The sequence below is a fragment of the Desulfofarcimen acetoxidans DSM 771 genome (assembly GCF_000024205.1).
GTDB lineage: Bacteria > Bacillota > Desulfotomaculia > Desulfotomaculales > Desulfofarciminaceae > Desulfofarcimen > Desulfofarcimen acetoxidans.
This window is the reverse complement of sequence record NC_013216.1, coordinates 3,281,618-3,308,484: the sequence shown is the minus strand read 5'-3', so window position 1 is coordinate 3,308,484 and position 26,867 is coordinate 3,281,618. Positions and strand designations below refer to the sequence as shown.

The following is a 26,867-nucleotide window of genomic DNA, read 5'->3' as shown; positions in this document are numbered from 1 at the left end:
ATCGCCTTTGATATGATATCATATTATGATATAATAAAGACTTGATAATGTGAGAGGTTGGTGAAGCATTTTGGCTAAGGACAATTCCTTTGATGTTGTATCAGTGGTTAACCTGCAGGAAGTGGATAATGCGATTAACCAAGCTGTCAAAGAAATAAATAACCGCTTTGATTTTAAAGGCAGCAAGACGAAAATTAGCTTTGAAAACGATCAGATTACCATTGTTTCCGATGATGATTTTAAGTTGAAAAATGCCAAGGATGTTCTGGAAACCAAACTGGTTAAGCGGGGTATAGATTTAAAGGCATTAAAGTATGGCAAACTTGAGGAGGCAGCCGGCAATACTGTGCGGCAGAGGGCCGATCTAATACAGGGGATTGACAAGGATAAGGCCAAAATTATTACAAAGGCTTTAAAGAACAGTAAAATCAAGGTACAGTCTGCCTTTCAGGATGATCAGGTTAGAATCAGCGGTAAAAACCGTGATGATTTGCAGGCAGCCATGCAGTTGATTAAAGAGCAAGATTTAGGCATGCCCATTCAATTTGTTAATTTCAGAACTTTTTAGGACAGGGAAGGAAGACATTTTTTATATGACTTTAAAAGTTGGCATAGTCAGTCTTGGCTGTGCAAAAAACCTGGTAGACACTGAAATTATGCTGGGTTTCTTGAAGCGGGCCGGTTATTCTATTACCAATCGTGAAAAGGATGCGGAGGTTCTGGTTGTTAATACCTGTGGTTTTATTACAGAGGCTAAAGAGGAAGCAATTAATACTATTTTAGAAATGGCCCAGTTTAAGTTGGGCGGCAAATGCCGGGCTCTTTTGGTGGCAGGTTGCCTGGCCCAGAGATATGCTCCCGAACTGCTGAAAGAAATGCCAGAAATAGACGGAATTCTGGGTATTGGCAGCATCGGGCAAATTGTTTCGGTAATCGAGCGTGTTTTGGCCGGGGAAAGAGTGCGGGAAGTTGGGGCGCCGGAATATGTTTTTGCAGAAACAGCGAGAATATTGGCTACACCACCCTATACTGCTTATTTGAAAATTGCCGAGGGCTGTGACAACAAGTGCTCCTATTGTGCCATACCCGGTATTCGCGGAAGTTTTCTCAGTCGAAAGATTGATTCAATTAAAAAAGAAGCTGCCGCTTTGGCCGCTCAGGGTGTCAGGGAAGCTGTTCTCATAGCTCAGGATACGACAAAATACGGTTTTGATTTGTATGGGAAGTTTTCTTTATCTAATTTAATCAAGGAATTAACTCTGATTAACGATATAGAATGGATTAGGCTGCTCTATTGTTATCCCAGTAAATTTACACCGGAATTGATAGATGTTCTGGCTTCTGAGAAGAAGGTTTGCCGTTATCTGGATATCCCTCTGCAGCATGCCAGTGATTCTATACTGTTGAGTATGAACAGGAGCGGGACAGCGGAGCAAAACAGGCGGCTTATTGAGAAGTTGCGCCAGGCTGTTTCCGGTATAGCGCTGCGTACTTCTTTTATTGTCGGTTTTCCGGGAGAGACTGAAGCTGATTTTCAAACACTGCTTGATTATATGCAGGAAATAAGATTTGACAGGGTAGGTATTTTTGTTTATTCTCCTGAGGAGGATACTCCTGCTGCTGCACTGGATAACCAGATTGCTGAGGATATCAAACAGGATCGCTATGAACGGGCTATGCTGCTGCAGCAAAAAATCTCTCTGGAGAATAACAGGCGAAAAGTAGGAAGTGTTGTCTCTGTTTTAATAGAGGGTATTGCTCGAAATAAGGAAGAGGGAAATTTTACATATACCGGCCGGAGCGAGTTTGACGCGCCCGGTATTGACGGAAAGGTGCTTGTAGAGACTCAAGAGAAGCTTTCAGCAGGTGAAATTGTTCCGGTACTTATTAAAAAAGCTTACGAGTATGACCTGATAGGGGAGTTAACCAGATGAATTTACCTAACCGGCTGACCGTAACCAGAATATTTCTTGTACCGGTTTTTTTAGCTATTTTGTCATTGAAGGTACCGTATGGAGATTATATTGCCGCCGGTGTTTTTATTTTAGCTGCCAGTACTGACGGGTTGGATGGGTATATTGCCAGGAAGAGAAAAATGGTTACCCGTTTGGGTAAATTTATGGATCCTCTGGCTGATAAACTAATGATCTCAGCCGCGCTGATAGCCCTGGTTGAACTGGGTACTATACCGGCCTGGATAGCGGTTTTGATTATTGGCAGGGAACTGGTGGTAACCGGTTTGCGGGCTGTGGCAGCAGCGGATGGCACTGTGATTTCAGCCAGCAAGCTGGGAAAAATCAAAACTGTTACTCAGATTATTGCTATAGTAGCTATGTTTTTACACGATTTTCCTTTCAATATGATTGAAGTTCCGATAGGAAATATAGCTATGGGATTAGCGGTGCTTTTTACAATTTGGTCGGGTGTCGATTATATTGTGCGCTCCTGGCATCTTCTCAAGAAGGAAGGGATATGACTGCCGCCATTAAGCTTTTATCTGAGCAATTGATTAATAATAAAATATATGGATTTCGGTTTTGTGGTAACCGTTTCATAAGGAGTTTTATGCAAATACGTGGTATAATCAAGTGATACTAATAATTTCAGACGGAAAGGGAGATATGGTAGTATGAAATTGCATGGTCTCCGAATTCCAGTAGTAGTTTTGAGTCTTTTGCTGGGACTTTCCCTGTTTTTCGGTTGCCAGTGGTTATACCAAAAATATAATTATAAACAGCCTTTAGTTGCCTCTTTGAGTGAAAACAAAGCTGTACTATCCTACGAAGTTGACGATAAGCATGATCAACTGCTGATAGAAGTACGAATGTCCACACCTAACCTGATGGAGGATTATAAAAAGCTCTATACTAAATTGGATGCTATCATGGGTAAAAAGCCTTTTATCCTGAAGTTGACTGACGATAGGGACAGTGAACTGATCAAAGCCTATTACAACAGCCAGTATGCCATTTATCAGGCTATCAGCAGGGGAACCTATCAGGAAATGGCTGCCGTAATAAATAAAGAAAGTATTGCTCTAGGCGTTGAATCGAAAGTTTTTATTGATCGAGACAATATTTATCTTCAGATGAAACACAACAACCACGAATTAAATGAAATTGTACCAAGAAATCCTTCTTCATCAGCAGCAATGGCCGGAGGTGAGCTTTTTAATGCTGAAGGAAATTAGTTTGGGTTTTCTTTTAGCTTTTCTGGTTTTTTTAGCTATAGCCGGTTATGATATTATTCCTTTAATGGTTATTTTAGCCGCTTTGGCGGCCATGTTTTATTTTGTGCGCAGTAAAGGACTGCTGAGCGGCAATTTTGAGACAACAGTTGCCTCTTTATCCCGCCCGGAAGTGGCTTTTTCCGATATAGGCGGTCAGAATGCAGCTATCAATGAACTGAGGGAAGCTTTGGACTTTATTAAGAGTTTTGATAAAATCAAGGAAATGGGCATCAGGCCGCTTAAAGGTATTTTGTTAACCGGTCCGCCCGGGACAGGAAAAACCTTGCTGGCCAAAGCTGCGGCCAATTACACTGATTCCGCCTTTTTAGCTGCCAGTGGCTCGGAGTTTATTGAGATGTATGCCGGTGTGGGTGCCCAAAGAGTAAGGAAACTCTTTCAGTCTGCCAGAGAAGCGGCATTAAAAATGAAAAAAAATAACGCGGTTATCTTTATTGATGAGATTGAAGTGCTGGGAGGCAAGCGAGGTTCAACCAGCAGTCATATGGAGTATGACCAAACAATTAACCAGTTGTTGTGTGAGATGGACGGTATGAAAGTGGATGACCGTGTGCGCTTGCTTGTATTAGCGGCAACCAATCGTGCTGATATGCTGGATACGGCTCTCACCAGACCGGGCCGGTTTGACAGGCAGGTTAAGGTGCATTTGCCTGATAAAGACGGTCGTTTAGAGATATTGAAGCTGCATACCGGTAATAAACCTCTGGCGGAAGATGTATGTCTGGATAGCGTGGCCAAGGAATGTTTCGGTTTTTCCGGCGCTCACTTGGAAAGCATGGCCAATGAAGCGGCGATTTTGGCCATGCGTGAAGGTTCCAAGGCAATTTCTTATTGTCATTTTCTGGAGGCTGTTGATAAAGTAATGATGGGTGCTAAACTGGATCGGAAACCTTCAGCCAGTGAATTAAAACGTGTAGCTTTTCACGAGACAGGCCATGCTGTTATTGGTGAAATGGTTCGTCCTGGCTCGGTTTCTACTGTTACAATTACACCAAGGGGTGACGCTCTGGGATATATACGTCAGACTGACGAGAATGACAGTTATATGTATACCAAGGATTACCTGGAAGATAGGATAGCTGTCACTCTGGCCGGTGCCGTAGCGGAGGAATTGATGCTGGGCCACCGCAGTACCGGTGCAGCCAATGATTTTGAGCATGCGGTACAGGCAGCTAATACGATTATTCGTTCAGGCATGTCGGAATTAGGTGTGGTATCTCTGGAGGATATACCGAAGGATTTAAAGCATAAGGTGCTTACTTCTATTATCAGAGAGCAGGAGAACAGGGTCAGGGAATACCTGGAGCAATCGAAGGATTTACTGCTGCAGATCGTTGATGTTTTGCTGGATAAGGAAAAAATTACCGGTGATTATTTGAGGCGGGTAGTCCGGGCAAAAGCTGCTTGAATAAAGTAAAAGATGACCTGAATAAAAATGATCGTATGTGTGATAATATTGTAAGGCCGTCGAAAATTTGTTTTTTGACGGCCAATTTTCAATTTGTTATATGTTGGGTTACTTTTTGTGTGGGGGCAGTATATGAGAGCTGAAATTATTTTTACAGGTACGGAACTGCTTAACGGCCAGGTATTGAATACTCACGGACGTTATTTAGGAGAAAAATTGTCCAAAATGGGAGTAGAGACCCTTTTACATATTGCGGTGGGCGACAGTCGTGAACGGATGACGGAAGTTTTTTGTTCTGCTTTGCTCCGTTCTGATTTGATTATTATAACAGGTGGCCTGGGACCTACTACCGATGATTTGACCAAAGAGGTGGTAGCGGAAGTGCTGGGTTTGTCCATGGTTTTGGACGAGGCTGTTCTGGAAAAGGTGCGGTCATATTTCATTACCCGAGGTAGGAGTATTCCGGAATGTATTCGTAAAGAAGCGTTTTTTCCGGAAGGTGCCAGGCTTTTTGACAATCCGGTCGGTTCTGCGCCGGGAATTTTGATTGAGAGGAACACGAAAAAAATTATATGCCTGCCCGGGCCGCCTAAAGAATTAATCCCTACTTTTGAAGGATTCGTTCCTGCTTATCTGGTAAAATCCTTGGGGCAAGGTGAGGTGACCCTAACTGCTTTGTTTAGGCTGACAGGTCTTACCGAACCGGATGTACAGGATATTTTGAGCGATTTATGCCTGGCTGAAAATCCCGGTATTGCTTTTTTAGCTATGCCGGGTGAAGTGCAGGTGCGCATCAGTGCCAGAGCCGCTGAACCGGAGGCTAAGAGACTGGTAGCTGAATTGGCCGAAAAGGTTGAAGCCAGATTAGGCGGTTATATTTTCGCCAGGGATGAGGATGTTCCGGAAGAGCTTGTAGGCAGCCTGCTGCTGGGAAGAGGTTTAACTATTGGCCTGGCAGAATCTTGTACGGGTGGCTTAATAGCCGGTAGGCTAACCGCTGTTCCCGGCAGTTCACACTACCTGCTGGGTGGTGTAGTTGCCTACAGTAATATGGTTAAGGAAAAAGTTTTAGGTGTACCGGCTCAAATTTTGGAGCGCTACGGGGCGGTCAGTAAACAAACTGCCCTGCTTATGGCCAAAGGCGCGCGTGATCTTATTGGCTCTGATTTGGGCCTTTCTGTTACCGGTATTGCCGGTCCGGACGGGGGGAGTGATGAAAAGCCCGTAGGATTGGTCTATATTGCACTGGCAGACAGGACAGACGCCTGGTGCGGAAAGTTTAATTTTGCCGGCAGGAGAGAGTCAATCCGGCGCGGGGTGTCTAATATGGCCTTAAATATGGTTAAACTTTATTTATCAGATAAAGAAAATATGAGTACATTAAAGAGGAGTTAAGTATATGGCATTACGAAATACACCAAATAAGGCAGCGGCAAAATTCGGCGAGCTGACCTTAAACAGCCGCATTGTTCAGGCTTTAGTAAACATGGGATTTGAAGAACCCACTCCCATTCAGCAAAAGACAATTCCTATTTCACTGGAAGGAAAGGATATAATCGGCCAGGCTCAGACCGGAACGGGTAAAACCGCTGCTTTTGCTATTCCTGTCTTAGAAAAGATTGATAGCCGGCGAAACGGGGTACAGGCCCTGATTATAACTCCAACCAGGGAGTTGGCTATTCAGGTAGCCGAGGAAATCTCCAATATCGGCAAATACTGCCGCATACGTGCCTTGCCTATTTACGGCGGACAGTCTATAGACAGGCAGATTAAGGCTCTAAAGCAGCAAAGGGTGCAGATTGTTATAGGCACCCCGGGACGGCTTTTGGATCACCTGCGCCGTGGTACTCTTAGATTGGAACAAGTTGCCACGGTTGTTTTGGATGAAGCGGATGAAATGCTGGACATGGGCTTCATTGAAGATATCGAAGCTATATTAAACCAGACTCCGACGACCAGGCAAACATTTTTGTTTTCTGCGACTATCCCGGAAGAAATATTGAGACTGTCCAGAAAATACTTGAATAGTCCCGAGTTTATTACTGTGAGCAGAAATAATTTGACAGTGCCTTTGATTGAGCAGGTATATTATGAAACCAGAGAGAGTACTAAGCTGGACGCTCTGGCCCGCCTGTTGGATGCACTGGATATTTCTCTGGCCATTATATTTTGCCGGACTAAGCGGGGCGTGGATGAGCTGGTGGCTTCGCTGCAGGTGCGGGGCTACCAGGCAGCCGGATTGCACGGTGATTTGAGCCAGTACCAGCGCAATCACGTTATGCGCCAGTTTAAGGCGGGTCAGGTGGAGTTTTTGGTGGCTACCGATGTAGCGGCCCGCGGTTTGGATATAGAGAATGTATCCCATGTAATTAACTTTGATGTGCCCCAGGATCCTGAATTCTATGTGCATAGAATCGGGCGCACCGGCCGGGCAGGGAAAACCGGCATGGCTATTTCTCTGGTCAGTCCCAGGGATTTTCGCCAGCTGCGTTTAATAGAAAAAATCACCAAGTCACGCGTCAAGCGGGAGCATTTGCCTGGCCTGGCTGATTTAACGGAACGCCGCAAGGAAATGATCAAGAGCCAATTAATCAGAGTTATTGAAGATTCTAACCTGGCTTATTACCGTTCAGTGGTTGATCCGCTGGTAGATGAATATGATCCCATTGATATAGCGGCGGCAGCCCTGAAGCTGGGTTATGACCTGGAAACAGGTGATGATATTGAGAAAACTGAGTCATCCCCTGCCTATTATGATACCGGGGCGGGTCCGGGCATGGTCAGATTATTCATGACTCTTGGCCGCAAAGATAATATTTCGCCCGGTGAGCTTGTCAGGGTTTTGAGTGAAGAGACAGGTATTCCTGAACACATGGTAGGGGATGTCAGAATATATGAGAAGTTTACCTTTACCGAGGTTCCTGAGGAATGGGCTAATTGTGTTATTGGCAGCCTGAACAAGCAGAGCATCAAAGGTCGCCGTATCTGTGTTGAGCCGGCACGAGGGAGAAATAATTGAGCTACTCCGGCATATGTGCTGCATGATTAGCCCATTGCAGCAGTTAATTATTGCTTGACAGATATCATTGGTAAAAAATATAATTAACGCGAACAAATGTTTTGCATTAAGAAAGGGGGTTTTCATTTTTGATGCAGCAAGACAAGCAAAAAGCTTTGGAACGCGCTCTGGCCGATATTGAGAAGCAGTTCGGCAAAGGGGCTGTTATGAAACTTGGCGAGTCTCCGGCAAAGAATGTGGAGGTTATTTCCACAGGTGTTTTATCTCTTGATATTGCTCTTGGTATTGGTGGTGTTCCCAGGGGCAGAGTTGTTGAGATATACGGGCCTGAGTCTTCCGGTAAAACAACTGTGGCGCTGCATGTAGTTGCCGAAGCCCAGAAAGATGGGGGGATGGCAGCGTTTGTGGATGCGGAGCATGCCCTGGATCCGACTTATGCCCAAAAACTGGGCGTAGATATTGAAAATTTGCTGGTTTCCCAGCCTGATACGGGTGAGCAGGCGCTGGAAATTGCCGAAGCTCTGGTGCGCAGCGGGGCGGTTGATGTTATTGTGGTGGATTCAGTAGCCGCTCTGGTGCCCAGGGCGGAGATTGAAGGTGATATGGGTGATTCACATGTAGGTTTGCAGGCCCGTTTGATGTCGCAGGCCCTGCGCAAACTTACCGGTGTGGTCAGCAAATCCAACTGCACAATCATATTCATTAATCAACTGAGAGAAAAAGTAGGAGTAATGTTTGGCAATCCTGAGACAACTCCGGGGGGAAGGGCGCTAAAGTTCTACTCGTCAATCAGGCTGGATGTGCGTAAAGGTGAGCCTATAAAACAGGGTGCTGATTTTACCGGTAATCGCACAAAAGTTAAAGTCGTGAAAAATAAGATGGCTCCGCCTTTTAAACAGGCAGAGTTTGACATTATGTTTGGAACCGGTATTTCCCGTGAAGGCACACTGCTGGATGTGGCTGTTGATCTCAATATTATTAATAAGAGCGGTGCCTGGTATTCTTATAATAATGAGCGCCTGGGCCAGGGCAGGGAAAATGTTAAGGATTTATTGAAAGAAAAGCAGGAGATGGCGCGGGAAATTGAACAAAAGGTGCGGGCTCTGGTAAATGTGGCTCCGCAACAACCGGCCGGTCCGGAGCAAAGTGATTTGTCTGTGTAGGATTACAGTTTAGCGGGGATGAAGAGAAATGCCGGGGCAACTTGAAAAGGCCAAACACTATGCTTTAAACCTGCTGAGTTATCGCAGGAGATCAGAAGAAGAAGTGAGAAACAGGCTGCGCAAAGCGGAATTCGAAGCAGTTGTAATTGAAGAGACAATGGGTTTTCTAAAGGAGTATAATTATATTAATGATCGCGACTTTGCCGGGAGTTGGGTAAATGACCGCCTTGCTTTGAAACCTGTTGGACGCAGACGTTTAAGATGGGAACTGCAGCAGAAGGGTGTTGCCAGGGATATTATTGAACAGGCCGTCAATATAATTGACGAAAATGATGAATATAATATGGCTTTGCAACTGGTAAGAAAAAAGTTTTCTACTGATATAAATTGCACTTCGACTAAAATCGCCTCTTTTTTGCAGCGTCGCGGTTTTTCTGCCGGTGTAATTATAACTATATGCAATAATATACACGGTAAAGGCCTCTAAGCCTTGACATGGACTAAAAAAATCTGTACAATATCACTGGGAGAAAATAGAATTGATACTGCTGTAATGGGCTTAATATAGATGAGAAAATATAATATTGTATTATTTTGGAGAGATTATGGCTTAAATAGGGGAATTATTAATACCATGAAACGGTATTTTAGTGTGTATTATTATGTCAAATTATAGCATGTCGAATTTTGCAGACAAGCTAATTAAATGAGAATAATAAGAAACCACCCATAAAACCATAATTAGTGTCCCGGTTACTGGAGACACACCGGAGAAGTACGAGAATTAGTTTTCAATTCTTAAACAGAAAGGATCCCGTCTTACCGGGGTATTTTCGTGCCCGCTTTAAATTCAGGAGTATCGCTAATTTTCTACCGAGTTTACTCGGTGTTTTTTTTGTACTCTAGGAAATTATGCTTATGATGGATTTGCGGACAGGTCATTTTTAAATGAAGTACAAGTTTATGTTTTATAAGCAAGGTTAGTGTTGCATAATTCCCGGCGAGTATGAGTGCCTGCAGCCGCTCGAAAGTCGTTTAAAGCGACTTTCTTATTAAAAAATGATAATAACAGATAATAAACGTGGGAGGTGAAAATTATTGTTTGAGAATCTTTTAATCGCATTACCGGCAGCTGTTGTTGCCTTTATTATTGGTTATTTTATCAGAAGGTATGTGGTTGAAGCAAAAATAGCCACTGCGGAAGAAGAAGTAAAAAGAATTATTGATAACGCGGAAAAAACTGCAGAGTCCTTAAAAAGGGAAGCTATTTTGGAAGCCAAGGAAGAAGTTTTAAAGCAGCGCAATGAGGTAGAGCGGGAAAATAAGGAACGCCGGTCCGAATTGCAGCGGCTGGAGCGCAGGCTGGTTCAAAAAGAAGAAACCCTGGATCGAAAAACCGAAGCCATTGAGAAAAAGGAAGATTCCTTAATCAAGAAAGAAAACGAAATTGATATTGTCAAGACAGAAATAGGTGAAATTTATAATCGTCAACTAAGTGAATTAGAAAGAATTTCTGGTATGACTTCTGAGGAAGCCCGTCAGATCTTGCTGTCCGATATTGAAAAGGAAATGAAACATGAAGCCGCCATATTGATTAAAGATATTGAAACTAAGGCTAAAGAAGAAGGTGAGAAAAGGGCGCGGGCTATTATCTCACTGGCTATTCAAAGATGTGCGGCAGATCATGTGGCCGAAACTACTGTAGCGGTAATTCCTTTACCCAATGATGAAATGAAAGGCCGTATTATCGGTCGTGAAGGTCGCAATATCCGGGCCTTTGAGACACTTACAGGCATAGACTTGATCATAGACGATACACCTGAAGCGGTAATATTATCAGGTTTTGACCCGATTAGAAGAGAAACTGCCAGGATTGCTTTGGAGAAACTAATAGTTGATGGCAGGATACACCCGGCCAGGATTGAGGAGATGGTTGAAAAGGCTCGCAAGGAAGTGGACTTCCAAATACGTGACGCCGGTGAGCAATCTACCTTTGATACCGGAGTGCATGGTATTCATCCTGAACTTATTAACCTGCTGGGCAGGCTTAAATTTAGAACCAGTTATGGACAAAATGTTTTAAAACACTCTATTGAAGTTGCCCACCTGGCAGGCATGATGGCTTCTGAACTGGGTGTGGACGTAAAATTGGCTAAGAGAGCCGGTTTGCTGCATGATATAGGAAAAGCTATGGATCATGAAGTGGAGGGTCCCCATGTAACCATTGGTGTTGATTTGGCCAAGAAATACCGTGAAAGCCAGGAAGTTATACATGCTATTGCTTCCCACCACGGTGATGAGGAACCTAAAACCATTATTGCCGTACTGGTACAGGCGGCAGATGCTATTTCCGCAGCCAGACCGGGAGCCAGGCGTGAAACTCTGGAGTCCTATATTAAGCGCTTGCACAAGTTAGAGGAAATAGCCAATTCATTTGAAGGCGTTGAAAAATCTTTTGCTATTCAAGCCGGCCGTGAAATTCGTATTATGGTTCATCCGGACAAGGTTGATGATCTGGGTGCTGTGCGCCTGGTGCGTGATATTACAAAACAAATCGAAAATGATCTGGATTACCCGGGACAGATTAAAGTGGTTATAATCAGGGAGACTCGTGTAATTGATTATGCCAAGTAATTTTAGACCGATAATTTATATTTTTTTAGAAAATGACTCTTCGGAGTCATTTCTTTGTAGTCCGGGAAATTATGCTTTTAATGATTTTGGCTGCAAGAAAGCCGCTTAAAGCGACTTTCTTGCTTCTCCTTATTTGGAAGATATTAAATTATGCAATGTGTCATAATAAAGCAGGAAATAAATAAATAAAACAGAATTTATAAAAGGATCGGTATGTAGTATGCTTCTAGCGCTGTGGGAAAGCGGGTGAAAGGTTTGAGCAAAGAATATAAGATCAAGGATAACATGTCCGACAGTGTCGGCCTGATAACTTCCATACTCGTTCGCTATCCGGAAGTGGCAACAATTATTTTTGATCCGGAGCAGCAGGTGTTAAAAATGACCTTTATTCTAAAGAAAAATTTGGATAATATAACGAAAGAAATAATGACAAGCAAGGTTACCGACAGTCTGGAGGTATATAATTTTTTAGAAGACAGGGAACCGGAATTAATCTCAATTGGACAACAGGAATTTGATCAGTTCACACTGATAGAAATTCAAAGGGATATAGAGACTTTGATGCGGGAAGAAATAGGCTTAACTGTTCAGTTGTTTTACGATCTTTTTTGCGATTATCTTGTTACAGATTATAATAATAATTATTATTTTGAGGAAGATTTAATAATGCAGGAAGAAATTATAGAGCAGATGCTGCAAAATCTAAAGATTAAATCGGATAATAAACACTGGTATGCCTTTCGGGAAGAAGGCAGGGTACTGGTATTCAATAAATAGGGGGACTTGAATTTGCGTTTTTTGTTAATTGGGGATATCGTGGGCCGTTCCGGTCGCAATGTTATAAAGGAGGATTTGTCCCATATAAAAAGGGAATTGGGTATAAATTTTACTATTGCCAACGGTGAGAATGCTGCGGGGGGCAACGGTATTACCAGGGATATAGCCAGGGAGCTTTTTGCTGCGGGAATTGATGTTATCACCATGGGAAACCATGTTTGGAATAAAAAAGAAGTGTACAATTTTATTGAACAGGAAACCAGGCTTATTCGTCCTGCCAATTACCCGCCCGGTGCTCCCGGAGCCGGCATGAATGTTTTTGTCAGGGAGGGCGCGGCTGTTTGCGTAATAAATATGTCAGGAAGGGTATATATGTCCCCTCTGGATTGCCCTTTTCGCAAGGCTGATGAATTATTGAGGCAATTATCTCCTGATGTCAAGATTGTAATTGTTGATTTTCATGCCGAAGCTTCTTCTGAAAAAATAGCTATGGGCTGGTATCTTGACGGAAGAGTTAGCGCCGTATGCGGTACTCATACTCATGTACAGACAGCAGATGAAAGGATTTTACCTGAAGGTACTGCTTATATTACGGATATCGGTATGACCGGGCCGAGGGATTCTGTAATTGGGGTAGATAAGGATGTAGTTCTGGAAAAGTTTTTAACCCAGCAGCCCAGGCGCATGGAAGTCGCCAGTGGGCCTGCTCAGCTTAATGCCGTTTACATAGATGTGGATACTGACACAGGGAGGGCTAAGAAAATAGAGAGGATCTTTAACCTATAATAAACTGATAATATTTTGAATTTTTAAAAAAAAATTTATAAAAACATTTATATTAAAAAGGAATTTTATTTTACTTAGCGAATATAATTTCTTACAGAAGTTCTGGAACTGTACAGATTCAGGTTCTTCACCTAAGAAGAGGAGGTTCGATGCATGGACGTGTTAAAAGTTTCAGCAAAATCCAACCCGAATTCGGTTGCCGGGGCCCTGGCAGGAGTACTCAGGGAAAGGGGCAATGCCGAGATTCAGGCAATCGGTGCGGGGGCATTAAACCAAGCAGTTAAAGCAGTAGCTATTGCCAGAGGATTTGTAGCACCCAGTGGAGTTGACCTAATTTGTATACCTGCTTTTACTGATATTATGATTGACGGTGAGGAAAGGACAGCAATTAAGTTGATTGTAGAACCCAGATAGTTATGAATATACCAGTTACTTAGTTAGCCTGTTTATTCTAATTTTTCAGAATAAACAGGCTATTAATTTTAATCTGAGAAATTACGCTTATGATGGCTAAGGGGGGAGTTTATTTGCAAATTCGGGATTCAGCTCAAGCGCTGCACCGGGAAAGTATTGTTGTGGATGCGCATTGTGATACCATAACCGCACTTATGAAAGAGAGTCGTTCTCTGGGTGAATTGAGCAGCTGCGGGCATATTGACCTGCCGAGACTCAAATTAGGCGGAATAAAAGTACAGTTTTTTGCTGCTTTCATAGCTCCTGAATACAAATATACTGCGCTTACCAGGACTCTGGAAATAATAGATCTCTTTTATCGTGAAGCTAAGCTAAATGAAGCCATTATGCTGCCTGTTAAGGATAATGCTTCTCTGGACCGGTCTCTGGCTGAAGGAAAGATTGCGGCTTTCTTAACTGTTGAGGGCGGTGAGGCTTTGATGGGAGAATTATATGTGTTGAGAATGCTCTACCGTTTAGGAGTAAGAAGTTTGACTTTAACCTGGAACGGGCGTAATGATCTGGCCTGCGGTGTGGGTGAGGGCAGCGCGGCGGGCGGTTTATCAATTTTCGGCAGGGCAGTGGTGCGTGAAATGAACAGTCTGGGTATGCTGATAGATGTTTCTCATCTGGCGGAAAAAGGTTTCTGGGAAGTTATGGAGTTATCTGCCGCTCCGGTGATTGCTTCCCACTCCAATTGTCAAAAACTTTGCCGGCACAAAAGAAACCTAACTGATGAGCAGATATTGTCTTTAAAGAAGGCTGGAGGTGTTATAGGTCTCAGTTTTGTGCCGCAGTTTATCAGTGCTGCCGGGGCTGATCTGGACAGCTTTCTTGATCATGTTGATCATATTGCCGCACTGGCCGGAGTTGATTGCATTGGCCTGGGTTCTGATTTTGACGGTATAGACGCGGCAGTTCCCGGTTTGGAGGACTGCAGCAGACTGCCCTGTATTACAGAGGGCTTGCTGCAAAGGGGTTATAGTGAGGAAGACATAAAAAAATTTTTGGGAGGCAATTTTTTACGGGTGATCAGAAAGATTTTAAGGTAAAATAGAGTAGATAAAATTATGAAGGTGATAATATATGGCGGTTGATCTGCACGTGCATACTACTGCTTCGGACGGTACGGATTCACCGGAGGAAGTGGTTAAGCGTGCCTGGCGATTAGGTCTGGAGGCAATTGCTATTACAGACCATGATGTTTTGGAAGGCATTCTGCCGGCCCAAAAAGAGGCACGGGACAAAAATATTGATATCGTGCCCGGTGTCGAACTGAGCACAGTGCATGAGCTGGGTGAGGTACATATTCTGGGCTATTACATGGACATAGAGGATACAAAGCTGCTGGAGTATTTAAACATGTTTCGCAGGGCCAGAGTAGAACGTATAGTAAAAATGGTAAATAAACTTATTGATATGGGTATAGGTATTTCCCGTGAAAGGGTTTTTGCTATCGCGGGAAGCGGAGCTGTGGGCCGCCCTCATTTAGCTGAGGCTTTACTGGAGGCAGGGTTTGTCTCCTCCATGGGTGAGGCTTTTGAAAAATTTATCGGGTCGGGTAGGCCCGCTTATGTTCCGCGCTTTAAATTCAGCCCGGTAGAAGCGGTAAAGTTAATTGTATCCGCTAAAGGTGTGCCCGTATTGGCTCACCCCGGTATGGACTGCGCAGCTGTGGTGATGGGTGATTTGGTTGCAGCCGGATTGCAGGGTATTGAAGTTTATCATCCCAGTCATGATCTGGCTCAAACCGGTATTTTTTTAGAGATGGCCAGAGTGCATAGTCTCATTATCACCGGTGGGTCTGATTACCACGGGGTGCAAAATTTTGACAGAAGCCCTTTGGGTTCGGTTACGGTTTCTTATTCGGCGGTAGAGCAGTTAAAAGAACGGGCCAGGTTGAACTGCTCTTGATATTTGCAGCAATTCTAAGAACAGCACCATTGTCATATATTTATTGTGATAAAGCTTCAAGGTGGTGTTTGAATGACTGGTGATATCAATTATTTGCAAAGAAGGGTACATGAATTAGAAGAGAAAGTTGAGCAATTAAGGCTCAGTCGCAGAGTATTAATGAATCTGGTGGAAAAATTAGAGAGGGAGAAATCAGGTTCTGTTACCAGACTGGAGAAAGAGAACCGCAAGCTGCAGCTTAGCAACTATAGATACGCCAAATTCTTATTGAAAAAAAATAGACAGATAATGGATTTGAGGGTGCGGTTAGAAGAATTTGTCTCAGGAAATATGGATTTTAAGTAATACATCAATGATCTAATGCAATTATGTCGATATAATGTATGATATAATATTAAATGTTGAAAATTATTGAAGCAATCTTGCAGCGTAGAATAAAGGTGTTTATTTTAATTACTTTTTCCTGCGCTAATAGCAGGAATTTTAATTTTTTATATATTTGGACGAGCATTGCACAAGGACAGGTGAATAAAGCAAAATGCAGGGAAAACTGATACTGGTAACGGGTGGTTCCAGAAGCGGCAAGAGCAGTGTTGCCGAACATCTGGCTAAAAAAATAGGGGGAAGTGTAGTTTACATTGCCTCGGCAGCTGCTCTGGATGAAGAAATGCTGCGCCGGGTGGCAAAGCACCGCTCAGCGCGTCCGGCTCACTGGCAGACAATTGAGGAAACTCATGATATACCCCGTGTGCTCAGGCATGCCGGGCAGTCAGCCGAAGTTATTTTATTGGATTGTCTAACTCTCTGGATATCTAATCTATTGCTGGATGATTCACTGATGGGCGGAAAATCAGATGAGGAAAAAGAAGCCTGTATTATTAACAGGGTTGATGAACTGGTGCAGGCAGCCCTTTCAGTTCCTGCCCATGTGCTGGTAGTTTCGAGTGAGGTGGGACAGGGCATAGTGCCGGAATATCCGATTAGCAGGCTTTACCGTGATATTGTAGGACTGGCCAATCAAAAGCTGGCCTTCCATGCTGATGAGGTTTATTTAACCGTTGCCGGTATACCGGTGGAATTGAAGTCTTTAGCAGCAGAGTATTGATTTTTAGGAGGCGTTTTTCATGTCAGCAAAAACTATTATGGTGCAGGGAACGGCGTCCCACGTGGGCAAGAGCATACTGGTTGCCGCCCTGTGCCGTATTTTTTACCGGGACGGTTATAAGGTTGCCCCGTTTAAGTCGCAGAATATGGCTCTAAATTCTTTTGTCACGGCAGACGGTGGGGAAATGGGCAGGGCTCAGGTGGTGCAGGCCGAGGCCAGTGGTTTGCCGCCGGATGTTGATATGAACCCCATTTTACTCAAACCTACAGGCCAGGCCTCTTCACAGGTAATTGTGCTGGGCAGGCCTTTGGGCAACATGTCCGCTGCCAAGTATCACTCGGGTTACACTTTAAGCGCCTTGGATATTATAGAGGGAGCATTGGACAGGCTGCGCAGCAAATATGACATTATTGTTATTGAAGGTGCGGGAAGCCCGGCTGAGGTTAACCTGCAGGATACTGAGATAGTCAATATGAGGATTGCCTCTATGGCCGGAGCACCGGTTTTGCTGGCGGCCGATATTGATAAAGGCGGAGCCCTGGCTTCCGTGGTGGGTACTCTTGAACTGATCAAACCGGAGGATCGCGACAGGGTGGCAGGTATCATTATAAACAAATTCCGGGGGGATGTAGCTCTTTTTCAACCGGCAGTGGACTTTTTGGAGCAGAAGATAGACAAGCCGGTTCTGGGCGTGGTTCCTTATTTTCATGATTTGCGTATTCAGGAAGAAGACTCGGTTTCCATGGAACGAAGCGCCGGTCGCTGGGAAAAGGAGGCCGAAATAGATATAGCAGTAGTACATTTGCCTCATATATCTAATTTTACTGATTTTGACCCGCTGGAAAACGAGCCGGATGTCAACCTGCGCTATGTCAGGCAGCCGGAAAAGTTGGGCCACCCGGATATGATCATTATACCGGGCAGTAAAAATACTATTGAAGACTTGTTATGGCTGCAAAACAGCGGTTTGGCGGGCAGGATCATTTCCAGAGCCGGGGCAGGCACTCCGGTGGTGGGTATCTGCGGCGGTTTTCAAATGCTGGGCAAAGAGCTCCATGATCCTCTGCATACAGAATCAAACATTTCCTCTATGCCCGGTTTGGGTTTACTGAATACGGCAACCACTTTTGAACCTGAGAAAACTACCACCCAGGTAGAGGCAGCAGCCTGCGGCACCGGTATTTTTTTAGCCGAAGCCGGCAGTTGGAGAGTTGAAGGTTATGAGATTCATATGGGACAGACAGAACTGCTGGAAGGAGCCATGCCGGCTTTTAATATTCGCATGAGGTCGGGGGAAAAGGTTGATTTTGCAGACGGGGCTGTAAACAGCAGCGGGCTGGTGCTGGGTACTTATATTCACGGTGTTTTTGATCAGGAGGACTTCCGGCGTCATTGTGTTAATAAACTGCGGTTAAGAAAAGGACTCCCGCCCTATGCAGGTCCCAAAGGCTTGAGTGTGTGGGAACAGAGGCAGCAGGATTATGACAGGCTGGCGGAAGTAGTCAGGACAAGCCTGGATATGAAAAAAATCTATGCTATGCTCGGTTTGGACGGCCCGCTTAAATAAGGAGGGTGTGATGACCGGAATAACTGGCACAGATTTCAATACAACAGTATTAAATATAACCATAATCAATGTAGTTGCGGCATATTTCCTGGATTTGCTGATAGGAGACCCGCGCTGGCTGACTCATCCGGTGGTCATAATCGGCAAATTGATCAGCTGGTTGGAAGCAGTTTTTTTTAGGTTATGCAAAAGTCCCGCAGCATTGCGCCTGGCGGGATTATTGCTGGCTGTCACAGTGGTTGCTGCTGCTTACTCGGTTACCCGTCTGATTGTGGAAGCTTGCACCGGCATAAATCCTCTTTTGGGCCAGGCAGTGGAAATCTGGCTGCTTTCAACGACCCTGGCGGCTAAAAGTTTGGCCGGAGCCGGAAGAGAGATTTACCGTCTTTTACTGGACGGAAATCTGCAGGAGGCCCGTGTCAAAGTAGGCTGGATTGTTGGACGCGATACGGCAAAACTGGATCAGTCCGGTGTGACCAGAGCCACAGTAGAAACTGTGGCGGAAAATATTGTTGACGGAGTGCTTTCTCCTCTATTCTATGCTTTCCTGGGAGGAGCCCCGCTGGCTATGGCCTATAAAGCAGTCAATACCCTGGATTCCATGGTAGGCTACAAGAATGAAAAATACCTGCACCTGGGCTGGGCCTCGGCCCGTCTGGATGATTTGGCCAATTTTCTGCCCGCCCGCTGGGCCGGTGCCCTGCTGTTGTCTGCCAGCGCCCTGTTGGGCTACAACAGCGGGCAGGCTTATCACACGATAAAAACTTACGCCGCCGGTCATCCCAGTCCCAACAGCGGCATTCCCGAGTCAGCAGTAGCAGGTGCCCTGGGTGTCCGCTTGGGCGGACTGAATTCCTACCACGGGCAGGTCTCTTTACGAGCCTATATGGGGGAGGAATTAGTGCCCCTGGAGGCCAAACATATAGCGGAGACAATTAAGCTTATGTATGCTGCCTCTGCTCTGGGAGTATTGTCCGGCGCTGTTTTGCTTACAGTATTTACTAAAATTTATTCTCTTTAAAGCGATTCTACAATATTCTTAAGTAATATTCCAAATAACTGTTGATAACAAACAATGTAAGGGTGTACTATGGTTATCCCGCCGGAGTGACTGGCGTAGTGCAGGCTAACGGCTCTTAGACACATTTTGGGTAACCGAACTTAGAGCCCCGGCAGTGCATACCAACCCTGCGAAATGCCGCTAATTGTTGTATCAGTATAACAAAACTAAGTGAATGAACCTGCACATCAAGGGGCTCTTAGTTCGGTCCAAAATGTGTCTTAGAGACGTCCTGCGCGCAGCCCTGAACGTAGAGGGATAGCCATAGTTCACCCGTCTTGAAAGCAGTAACGTAATAGTCCCAAAGCCCAAAAGAGTTGCGAGACTTTTTTCTGCCAAAGCACTGATGAAATATTTATAAAACTATATCAGCGATTATAAATCAAGCAATCTATTTTGCCGAGTCTTAAAACCACTGGAAGTAATTTACATATTGAAAGTCGAAAGAAGGTTTATTCTATGAGCTTACTCCCCAGGCTAATGTTCGCCGGCACCAACAGCGGTGTAGGCAAAACCACCATAACCACAGCCGTAATGACCGCCTTAACCAGACAGGGATACAGAGTCCAACCTTACAAAGTCGGGCCTGATTACATAGATCCCGGTTATCACCTGGCTGCCACGGGCCGTTTTTCCCGTAACCTGGACAGCTGGTTTTTTGATGCGGACGGTATAAAAGAGATGTTTACCCGTTCGGCAGTTGATGCAGATCTATCTATAATTGAGGGAGTTATGGGCTTGTATGACGGGTATGGCTCAGGTGAGGAGGGCAGTTCTGCTCAGGTGGCCAAGCTTTTGCAATGTCCCACTGTACTGATTCTGGATGCCAGGTCTATGGCCAGAAGTGCTGCCGCAGTCGTATACGGTTACCGCAATTATGATCCTAAAGTCCCCTTGGCCGGAGTTATTTTAAACCGAGTCGGCAGCGACAGGCATTACCGCATACTGAAAGAGTCCGTAGAGAGCTGTGGAGTACCGGTGCTGGGTGCGGTTAAACGTAATGAGCTGTTGAGCATGCCTGAGCGTCATTTAGGCTTGGTACCTACGGCAGAAAAAAATGATATGGAGGAGAGATTGGACATACTGGCGGCAACTGTCAGTGCCTCTATAGATCTGGAAGGTTTGGTTCGCCTGGCCAGACAGGCCGGTCGTTTAAGCGAACCGGTGAAGAAGCTTTTTCCTACCCCCAAACAGGTTCATCTACGGATAGGAGTAGCCAGGGACGAGGCCTTTAATTTTTATTACCAGGACAGTCTGGATTTACTCTCTGCTCTGGGAGCCGAGTTAGTTCTTTTCAGTCCGCTGCATGACAACCACCTGCCTCCTGCATTAGACGGCTTGTATTTAGGCGGCGGTTTTCCGGAAATGTTCCTACAAGATTTGGCAGACCGAAAAACTTTTCTTTCTGACATACGAACCGCAGCGGCCTCAGGAATGCCGGTTTACGCCGAATGCGGCGGTTTTATGTATTTAACTGAGGCTATTGAAGACTTTTCAGGCAAAAGACTGGCAATGGCAGGGGTCGTTCCCGGTTGTTGCCGTATGGAGCGGCGCCGTGTTGCACTGGGGTATGTTAGGGCCTCTGTATTAAAGGATAATGTATTGTCTGCCCGTGGTACTGAAATCAAAGGGCATGAGTTTCATTATTCTACATATTTTGCTTCTGAGGAGGTACTGCCTTCCCCTGCTTACCTGATGGTTAAGAGTGACGGTTCTCAGGAAAGCTATGCCGGGTATTCAGTCGGCAATATTCTGGCTTCTTATCTACACCTGCACCTGGCAGCTTACCCGGATTTAGCGGAGAATTTTCTGAAAAGCTGCGCGATTTTCAGAAAATCCCGCCAAGGAGAGTAAATATGAAAAGTTTTATGCTGGCACTTCAGTTCATATCTCGAATTCATATATTTAATGTTGCTTTTGAAGAAGCCGCTTTTGGCAAAGCTACCAGATTTTTCCCGTTAATAGGGCTTATCTTAGGTGCCATTACTGCTCTTTTATACCGTGTTTGCATTACGGTATTTCCGTTGGAGGTTACCTCGGCTTTAGCAATCCTGAGTATGGTTTTGCTAACAGGAGGCATACATTTAGACGGTTTTATGGACAGTATGGACGGACTTTTCAGCGGGCGGGACAGAGAGCGTAAGCTGGAGATAATGAAGGACAGCAGAATAGGAGCCTTCGGGGCGGTCGGCCTGGTATCATTGTTTTTGGTAAAATATACTGTTATACTGAATTTACCATTTGATTTTATCTACCCGCTGCTAATGCTTGCCCCGGTTATCAGTCGCTGGTCTATGGTCATAGGTATAAAATTTTATCCCTATCTAAGAGAGCAGGGCTTGGGCAAGCTGTATTCCCAGTATACAGGCTGGATTGAATTTATTTTTGCCACAGTTTTGGTGGTGCTTATAACCATATTTTTAGCCGGTTTGCCAGGTTTGGTTATGCTGTTGCTTGCCGGTTTACTGGCGTTTCTAATGTATGGAAGGGTTTACCGGCAGTTGGGGGGATTGACGGGAGATATTTACGGTGCTGTAAATGAAATTACTGAGGTGATTGTATTACTGCTCAGTTATCCGGTTTTGCAATATATACCGCATATTTTGATAGGATTTTGAAAGGAGTTAGAATAAGATGAGTTCTTTACAGCACATTCACGGAGGTAATCTAAAGGTTGCCAGTGAAAAGTTTGGCTACGAACAGAGACAATTTATAGATTTTAGCGCCAATATAAACCCGTTGGGGCCATCTCCCAGGGCTATGCTGGCTATGTCAGAAGGCTTGGCAAGTATTACTGCTTACCCTGATCCGGATTGCCGTGAACTTACTGCCGCTTTAGCTGGATACCTGCATATAGGCAGTGATAATATTCTGTTTGGCAACGGCGCGACTGAATTGATCTACCTTCTGGTAGATGTGTTTAAATATAAAAAAGCACTGGTTTGCGCCCCTACTTTCAGTGAATACGGGCTGGCAGTTCTCAGCCGGGGTGGTGAGGTTGCGGAGATATTGCTTGCCGAGGAGGATAACTTCGCTTTACCGGTGGAGGAGATTATAGCGCGCCTGCCGTCAGTGGAAATATTGTTCCTGTGCAATCCGAACAACCCTACAGGCAGGCTTTGTTCAAAACAGGATATTTTGCGTATTGCAGCTGCTGCCCGTGAATGTTCCTGTATGGTGGCAGTAGATGAAGCATTTATGGATTTTGTTGAAGAAAAGGATAATTATTCTGTTCTGGAGGAAGCTTTAAACAGGGATAATTTAATTGTTTTGTACTCGTTAACTAAATATTTCGGTATACCTGGCCTCAGGCTGGGGACGGCGGTGGCCTCGCGGGAGATTATTGCGCGTCTCAAGGCGGCCAAGGATCCCTGGAGCGTCAATACTCTGGCGCAAATTGCAGGTGTGCATTCTTTGGCTGATGCTGAATATATTAAAAATACAAAAATTCTGGTGACCCAAGAGAGAGAATTTTTAGAAGAGGCTTTACAAAGGATTGTTGGTTTAAAAGTTTATCACGGAGTAGCCAATTACTTGCTGATCAATATCAAGGATACCCAATACACTTCACAGGTTTTTGTGGAGCAGTTAGGTAGAAGAGGTGTCTTAGTTCGTGATTGCGCCAGTTTTAAAGGTCTGGGAAACAATTATCTAAGGGTGGCTGTAAAAAAACGTGAAGACAATCTGAGACTTATAGAAGCTTTAGAGGATTTTTTGAGAGGAGTTGTTAAATGAGCTGCCGGGTTTATTTGGTCAGACACGGGGAAACCGTATGGAATGCCAACATGCGCTTTCAGGGACACGCCGATATTGCTCTGACCCAGACAGGCAGGGAGCAGGCTGAGGCATTGGCTGAGAGACTCTCAGACAAAACTTTTCATGCTGTTTATTCCAGCGATCTGCTCAGAGCTTACGAAACTGCCGCTATTTTAGCGGAGACGCACAGTTTGCGTGTGCACAAGCGACCAAACTTACGTGAGATTAATTTTGGCAAGTGGGAAGGTCTTACTTATAAAGAGATTATTGAGCAATTTGGTGATTCTGCCAGGAAGTGGTGGAATAATCCCAGTATTACACGTATACCTGGTGGTGAAAAATTAACCGAAGTTGCTGAAAGGTGTTACAACGAACTGAGATTGATAGTTGAGCAGCATAAAGACCAGGAAGTGCTGGTGGTTGCGCACGGGGGAACTATCAGGTGTATTGTCAGCAGCGTACTGGGTATCAATTTAAATCAATACTGGCGCTTGAGGCTGGATAATACTGCTTTAAATATTATAGAATTCCCTGAGTGGGATAAAGGCATCCTGGTGCTGTATAACGACACCAATCATCTGGGGGGCAAATCAGGAGATACATTTTCTGATAAGTAAAATAAGCATTAATTGCAAATAGAGGAGGGCATAGCCCTCCTGAATATTTTTTAGAATACCCGGTGTCAACACCCCACCTGCCTTGGCAGCATTAATTTTTTCATAACTATATAGTAATATAGGCCGTCATATTGTATCATGGAACTGGAGTTGCCTGCTGTCCGAACAGTTTTCCAAGGCTAATGACTGGAAAGAATTGCAGATGTTTGGGAAATTTAAAAATGTACTTGGAACATTGTATACAGCATGCTATAATTATAAAATATTATTTTATAGGGAGGGGGGAATTACCATGATTTTTTCTAAAATAGAAAAAGAAGGTTTGACATTTGATGATGTATTAATTATACCTGCAGCTTCGGAAGTATTGCCCCGGGATGTGGATACGACCACTTACCTGACAAAAAATATAATGCTGAGTATTCCCTTAATGAGCGCCGGAATGGATACGGTAACTGAGTCCCGTTTAGCCATAGCCATTGCCAGGGAAGGCGGTATCGGGGTTATTCATAAGAATATGTCTATTAAAAGACAGGCTGTGGAGGTAGACAGGGTAAAGCGTTCGGAGCACGGGGTAATTTCTGACCCTATTTTCCTTTCTCCGACAGATTCAATACAAAATGCCCTGGTATTAATGGAACGCTATCGGATTTCGGGAGTTCCTGTTACCGATGATAATAAGTTGGTTGGTATTTTAACTAACCGTGACCTGCGTTTTGAGAAGAACTTTGAACAAAAAGTCGGTGCTGTGATGACTATGGAGAATTTAATCACTGCTCCGGAAGGAACCACTTTAGAAGAGGCAAAAGATATACTGCAGCATTATAAGGTGGAAAAGCTGCCTATCGTTGATGAAGAATTTAACTTGCGCGGTTTGATTACTATTAAAGATATTGAAAAAGCCAAACAGTATCCCTCATCAGCCAAAGACGGTCGAGGAAGGTTAAGAGTTGCTGCTGCTGTTGGCACGGCCGCGGATACCATGGAGCGAGTTGAGGCTTTAATAAGGGTAAGTGTTGACGCCATAGTTGTAGATACTGCTCACGGTCATTCCAGAGGCGTATTAAATACCGTGCAAAATATTAAAGATAAATATTCTGATGTGGCAGTTATTGCCGGCAATGTGGCTACTGTCGAAGGAACCAGAGATCTTATATTGGCTGGAGCAGACGCTGTCAAGGTTGGTATAGGGCCAGGTTCTATCTGCACTACCAGAGTGGTGGCAGGAATCGGTGTTCCCCAAATTACTGCTGTTATGGATTGCGTGTCTGAGGCCAAAAAACATAATATACCTATCATTGCTGACGGGGGCGTAAAGTACTCCGGTGATATAGTTAAAGCCATTGCTGCCGGTGCCGATGTTGTGATGATTGGCAGTTTGTTTGCCGGTACGGAAGAAAGCCCCGGGGATATAGAGATATACCAGGGTCGCAGCTATAAGGTATATCGCGGCATGGGTTCATTGGGTGCAATGAAAGAAGGCAGTTCCGATCGCTACTTCCAGGAAAATGACAAGAAATTCGTGCCGGAAGGTGTTGAGGGAAGAGTTCCTTATAAAGGTGCGCTGGCCGATACAGTTTACCAGATGATTGGCGGTTTGCGAGCCGGTATGGGATACTGCGGGTCAAAAAATATCTTTGAATTAAAAACTAAAGCTAAGTTTATGAAAATAACGGCTTCCGGTTTGAGGGAAAGTCACCCTCACGATGTAGTTATTACCAAAGAATCGCCTAATTATAGTATAAAATAAAGATAGTAATTTAGTGCTAAAAAATAATCTCCGAGTGAGGTTATTTTTTTTTGTTAAATGCAAAAAAATTTTTCCCACAGACAGGAAAATAATAACAATATAGGGAATATATATATTGGTTGTCAATATCATAGTTTATTTGAGGAAGGTGAAAATGAAATTGGAAAATAAATTACAGTCATTAACAGATGTTTTGAAAAAAAATCTATTTTTTTTCGAGGCTTTGACGGTTGCGGAGCTAACCCAATATGTTCGTCAGATTATGCTGCAGGATTATGAGGTTAAACAAGTGGAAGAAAAAGTAAGTCATTGTTTAAGACAAAACCCATGCTTTTATGCCGGTTCAGACGGTTTATGGCGTTTAAATCTGCAGGGTTTGCCGCAAAATGACCAGTTCTACTCGTTTCTGTTAAAAAGACAGAAGCCGATGGGTTTAAGGGATTTTGTCAAGCATAATTTGGGCAAACAAAAGAAAACTAAGAAGCAATTAATCGGGGAGGAGACAGTATTAATTCATGACGGTCGTTTTATTCAGTGGAATAACGGCAGTTGGAGTCTTACCGAACTGGAAGTTGAGTCGGCCAGTTATTCTTTGAAGCAACTGGTAATAAAAGCTATGAAACTAAATTCCTGTGGCTTATCTGAACAGCAGCTTTTTGATGTGGTGCAGTGTTGGCGGGAAGTGACTTTGCCGGCGGTGAGAGGTGTTTTAAATAAGTACCCTTATTTTGAGCAGTTGGCTGAGGGCCTCTGGTGCTATAATGCACAGTGTCATATGCTGTATGAAGAATTTACAAAGAAATCATTACTGTTGCTGGGTAAGCAGAGGATCAAATGGCGCAGGGACAGGGATCGCTGGTTTAAAAAAGTGGAGTTATTGGAGAACCAGTTGGAGGAAGTCTTTGCGGCCAATAAACAGGTTGCCGCTGCTTTAGCTGAACAAAAAGAAATAGTTGAGCAGCATGAAAACCTGGTTACTCAAATGGCTGAAAAGGATTTGCTTTTGTCTCTGAGAAAAAAAGAATTGTTTAGTTACCGGGAACATATAAGCAAGACAGACACTAAAGCTAACAGTATTTTGCACCAGTGCCGCCTTTGGGTTAAAAGAAGCCGTGAGTCGGAGCAGGAGATTCAAAGGTTAAGGGATTCACTGGAGAAAAACCAGAGCAGTCAGGCTTCTCTTTTTGTGAAATTGCAGCAATATAAAGAGAAAGACAGGGAGAATAAGCAAAAATTAGCTGAAATACAAGACAAGCACAGCAGCCGGGTAGCCGAGCTGCAAACCGAAATTGTGGAGTTGAAACAGAAACTGGAGAAACAAAAGGAGTTGTCTCTGCAGGATGAAAAGCATTTGATGGAGCAGATCAACCGCCTAACGGGTGATTTAAGAGATGCTTTTTTAGCCGGGGAGGATATGCAAAAGTCGATGCTGTTGTTAAAACAGGAACTTAAAAAATATGAGGCCAGATGTGCCCAGTTGGAAAGAGGACTGGCCCACCCGCTGGTTAAGTTTATAGCCTGGGTTTGCGGGGTAAGCAGGAGAATTCCCAGAGAGATTATGTGAAAAGCTTTACGGCTGGAGGATGACTCAAAGGGCCTTTAAAAAGGCTC

General features: G+C 44.3%; 25 protein-coding genes. All 25 read left to right on the top strand.

Annotated elements, in window-relative coordinates; all coding sequences use genetic code 11:
• Positions 1-70: 70 nt before the first annotated feature.
• The gene (locus tag DTOX_RS15095; protein ID WP_015758555.1) at positions 71-568 is read left to right on the top strand and encodes a YajQ family cyclic di-GMP-binding protein; all 498 of its coding nucleotides are present in this window, start codon (positions 71-73) and stop codon (positions 566-568) included.
• A gap of 25 nt (positions 569-593) precedes the next feature.
• Positions 594-1,934, top strand: coding sequence for a 30S ribosomal protein S12 methylthiotransferase RimO (gene rimO / locus DTOX_RS15090; protein ID WP_015758554.1), 1,341 nt, complete (start codon positions 594-596; stop codon positions 1,932-1,934).
• Positions 1,931-2,476, top strand: a complete 546-nt coding sequence (gene pgsA, locus DTOX_RS15085) for a CDP-diacylglycerol--glycerol-3-phosphate 3-phosphatidyltransferase (RefSeq protein WP_015758553.1) — start codon at positions 1,931-1,933, stop codon at positions 2,474-2,476. The genes rimO and pgsA overlap by 4 nt, the downstream gene beginning before the upstream one ends.
• A 153-nt stretch (positions 2,477-2,629) precedes the next feature.
• Entirely contained in the window at positions 2,630-3,190 is a 561-nt protein-coding gene (locus DTOX_RS15080; protein ID WP_015758551.1) for a hypothetical protein, read from the top strand.
• Positions 3,174-4,655: an AAA family ATPase gene (locus DTOX_RS15075; RefSeq protein ID WP_015758550.1), complete on the top strand. Its 1,482-nt coding sequence runs from the start codon at positions 3,174-3,176 to the stop codon at positions 4,653-4,655. Before DTOX_RS15080 ends, DTOX_RS15075 begins: the two co-directional genes overlap by 17 nt.
• Before the next feature lie 132 nt (positions 4,656-4,787).
• Complete coding sequence (locus DTOX_RS15070; protein ID WP_015758549.1) at positions 4,788-6,050, top strand: competence/damage-inducible protein A; 1,263 nt, start codon at positions 4,788-4,790, stop codon at positions 6,048-6,050.
• Between the two features lie 4 nt (positions 6,051-6,054).
• Positions 6,055-7,674 (top strand): DEAD/DEAH box helicase, encoded by a 1,620-nt coding sequence (locus DTOX_RS15065; RefSeq protein WP_015758548.1) that lies wholly within the window; start codon positions 6,055-6,057, stop codon positions 7,672-7,674.
• Between the two features lie 131 nt (positions 7,675-7,805).
• On the top strand, positions 7,806-8,837 hold the full coding sequence (gene recA / locus DTOX_RS15060; protein WP_015758547.1) for a recombinase RecA: 1,032 nt from the start codon (positions 7,806-7,808) through the stop codon (positions 8,835-8,837).
• Positions 8,838-8,865: 28 nt separating this feature from the next.
• On the top strand, positions 8,866-9,324 hold the full coding sequence (locus tag DTOX_RS15055; RefSeq protein ID WP_015758546.1) for a regulatory protein RecX: 459 nt from the start codon (positions 8,866-8,868) through the stop codon (positions 9,322-9,324).
• Between the two features lie 611 nt (positions 9,325-9,935).
• A complete protein-coding gene (gene rny, locus DTOX_RS15050; RefSeq protein WP_015758545.1) occupies positions 9,936-11,471 on the top strand; it encodes a ribonuclease Y in 1,536 nt (511 codons plus the stop codon).
• 246 nt (positions 11,472-11,717) lie between these two features.
• Positions 11,718-12,248, top strand: coding sequence for a hypothetical protein (locus DTOX_RS15045; RefSeq protein ID WP_015758544.1), 531 nt, complete (start codon positions 11,718-11,720; stop codon positions 12,246-12,248).
• Positions 12,249-12,260: 12 nt separating this feature from the next.
• Positions 12,261-13,034, top strand: coding sequence for a TIGR00282 family metallophosphoesterase (locus DTOX_RS15040; RefSeq protein WP_015758543.1), 774 nt, complete (start codon positions 12,261-12,263; stop codon positions 13,032-13,034).
• A gap of 153 nt (positions 13,035-13,187) precedes the next feature.
• Entirely contained in the window at positions 13,188-13,448 is a 261-nt protein-coding gene (spoVS, locus tag DTOX_RS15035) for a stage V sporulation protein SpoVS (RefSeq protein ID WP_015758542.1), read from the top strand.
• Between the two features lie 89 nt (positions 13,449-13,537).
• Complete coding sequence (locus DTOX_RS15030) at positions 13,538-14,539, top strand: dipeptidase (RefSeq protein WP_015758541.1); 1,002 nt, start codon at positions 13,538-13,540, stop codon at positions 14,537-14,539.
• Positions 14,540-14,573: 34 nt separating this feature from the next.
• The gene (locus DTOX_RS15025) at positions 14,574-15,401 is read left to right on the top strand and encodes a PHP domain-containing protein (RefSeq protein WP_015758540.1); all 828 of its coding nucleotides are present in this window, start codon (positions 14,574-14,576) and stop codon (positions 15,399-15,401) included.
• 72 nt (positions 15,402-15,473) lie between these two features.
• Entirely contained in the window at positions 15,474-15,746 is a 273-nt protein-coding gene (locus DTOX_RS15020) for a hypothetical protein (RefSeq protein ID WP_015758539.1), read from the top strand.
• Between the two features lie 193 nt (positions 15,747-15,939).
• Positions 15,940-16,506 carry a bifunctional adenosylcobinamide kinase/adenosylcobinamide-phosphate guanylyltransferase gene (cobU, locus tag DTOX_RS15015; protein ID WP_015758538.1) on the top strand — a complete coding sequence of 189 codons (567 nt, stop codon included), beginning with the start codon at positions 15,940-15,942 and terminating at the stop codon, positions 16,504-16,506.
• A gap of 19 nt (positions 16,507-16,525) precedes the next feature.
• Complete coding sequence (locus DTOX_RS15010) at positions 16,526-18,073, top strand: cobyric acid synthase (protein WP_015758537.1); 1,548 nt, start codon at positions 16,526-16,528, stop codon at positions 18,071-18,073.
• 10 nt (positions 18,074-18,083) lie between these two features.
• Positions 18,084-19,094 carry an adenosylcobinamide-phosphate synthase CbiB gene (gene cbiB, locus DTOX_RS15005; RefSeq protein WP_015758536.1) on the top strand — a complete coding sequence of 337 codons (1,011 nt, stop codon included), beginning with the start codon at positions 18,084-18,086 and terminating at the stop codon, positions 19,092-19,094.
• 498 nt (positions 19,095-19,592) lie between these two features.
• Complete coding sequence (locus DTOX_RS15000; RefSeq protein WP_015758535.1) at positions 19,593-20,987, top strand: cobyrinic acid a,c-diamide synthase CobB; 1,395 nt, start codon at positions 19,593-19,595, stop codon at positions 20,985-20,987.
• Between the two features lie 2 nt (positions 20,988-20,989).
• Positions 20,990-21,751, top strand: a complete 762-nt coding sequence (gene cobS, locus DTOX_RS14995) for an adenosylcobinamide-GDP ribazoletransferase (protein ID WP_015758534.1) — start codon at positions 20,990-20,992, stop codon at positions 21,749-21,751.
• 16 nt (positions 21,752-21,767) lie between these two features.
• Positions 21,768-22,868 carry a threonine-phosphate decarboxylase CobD gene (cobD, locus tag DTOX_RS14990; protein ID WP_015758533.1) on the top strand — a complete coding sequence of 367 codons (1,101 nt, stop codon included), beginning with the start codon at positions 21,768-21,770 and terminating at the stop codon, positions 22,866-22,868.
• A complete protein-coding gene (cobC, locus tag DTOX_RS14985; RefSeq protein WP_015758532.1) occupies positions 22,865-23,506 on the top strand; it encodes an alpha-ribazole phosphatase in 642 nt (213 codons plus the stop codon). Before cobD ends, cobC begins: the two co-directional genes overlap by 4 nt.
• A 292-nt stretch (positions 23,507-23,798) precedes the next feature.
• Entirely contained in the window at positions 23,799-25,256 is a 1,458-nt protein-coding gene (guaB, locus tag DTOX_RS14980) for an IMP dehydrogenase (RefSeq protein ID WP_015758531.1), read from the top strand.
• A 154-nt stretch (positions 25,257-25,410) separates the two neighbouring features.
• Complete coding sequence (locus DTOX_RS14975) at positions 25,411-26,820, top strand: phage-shock protein (protein WP_015758530.1); 1,410 nt, start codon at positions 25,411-25,413, stop codon at positions 26,818-26,820.
• Positions 26,821-26,867 lie beyond the last annotated feature (47 nt).

Coding starts and splice junctions, on each gene's coding strand:
- rimO (WP_015758554.1), top strand. CDS start 594: ATGACTTTAAAAGTTGGCATAGTCAGTCTTGGCTGTGCAAAAAACCTG.
- pgsA (WP_015758553.1), top strand. CDS start 1,931: ATGAATTTACCTAACCGGCTGACCGTAACCAGAATATTTCTTGTACCG.
- DTOX_RS15080 (WP_015758551.1), top strand. CDS start 2,630: ATGAAATTGCATGGTCTCCGAATTCCAGTAGTAGTTTTGAGTCTTTTG.
- DTOX_RS15075 (WP_015758550.1), top strand. CDS start 3,174: ATGCTGAAGGAAATTAGTTTGGGTTTTCTTTTAGCTTTTCTGGTTTTT.
- DTOX_RS15070 (WP_015758549.1), top strand. CDS start 4,788: ATGAGAGCTGAAATTATTTTTACAGGTACGGAACTGCTTAACGGCCAG.
- DTOX_RS15065 (WP_015758548.1), top strand. CDS start 6,055: ATGGCATTACGAAATACACCAAATAAGGCAGCGGCAAAATTCGGCGAG.
- recA (WP_015758547.1), top strand. CDS start 7,806: ATGCAGCAAGACAAGCAAAAAGCTTTGGAACGCGCTCTGGCCGATATT.
- DTOX_RS15055 (WP_015758546.1), top strand. CDS start 8,866: ATGCCGGGGCAACTTGAAAAGGCCAAACACTATGCTTTAAACCTGCTG.
- spoVS (WP_015758542.1), top strand. CDS start 13,188: ATGGACGTGTTAAAAGTTTCAGCAAAATCCAACCCGAATTCGGTTGCC.
- DTOX_RS15030 (WP_015758541.1), top strand. CDS start 13,538: ATGATGGCTAAGGGGGGAGTTTATTTGCAAATTCGGGATTCAGCTCAA.
- DTOX_RS15025 (WP_015758540.1), top strand. CDS start 14,574: ATGGCGGTTGATCTGCACGTGCATACTACTGCTTCGGACGGTACGGAT.
- DTOX_RS15020 (WP_015758539.1), top strand. CDS start 15,474: ATGACTGGTGATATCAATTATTTGCAAAGAAGGGTACATGAATTAGAA.
- cobU (WP_015758538.1), top strand. CDS start 15,940: ATGCAGGGAAAACTGATACTGGTAACGGGTGGTTCCAGAAGCGGCAAG.
- DTOX_RS15010 (WP_015758537.1), top strand. CDS start 16,526: ATGTCAGCAAAAACTATTATGGTGCAGGGAACGGCGTCCCACGTGGGC.
- cbiB (WP_015758536.1), top strand. CDS start 18,084: ATGACCGGAATAACTGGCACAGATTTCAATACAACAGTATTAAATATA.
- DTOX_RS15000 (WP_015758535.1), top strand. CDS start 19,593: ATGAGCTTACTCCCCAGGCTAATGTTCGCCGGCACCAACAGCGGTGTA.
- cobS (WP_015758534.1), top strand. CDS start 20,990: ATGAAAAGTTTTATGCTGGCACTTCAGTTCATATCTCGAATTCATATA.
- cobD (WP_015758533.1), top strand. CDS start 21,768: ATGAGTTCTTTACAGCACATTCACGGAGGTAATCTAAAGGTTGCCAGT.
- cobC (WP_015758532.1), top strand. CDS start 22,865: ATGAGCTGCCGGGTTTATTTGGTCAGACACGGGGAAACCGTATGGAAT.
- guaB (WP_015758531.1), top strand. CDS start 23,799: ATGATTTTTTCTAAAATAGAAAAAGAAGGTTTGACATTTGATGATGTA.
- DTOX_RS14975 (WP_015758530.1), top strand. CDS start 25,411: ATGAAATTGGAAAATAAATTACAGTCATTAACAGATGTTTTGAAAAAA.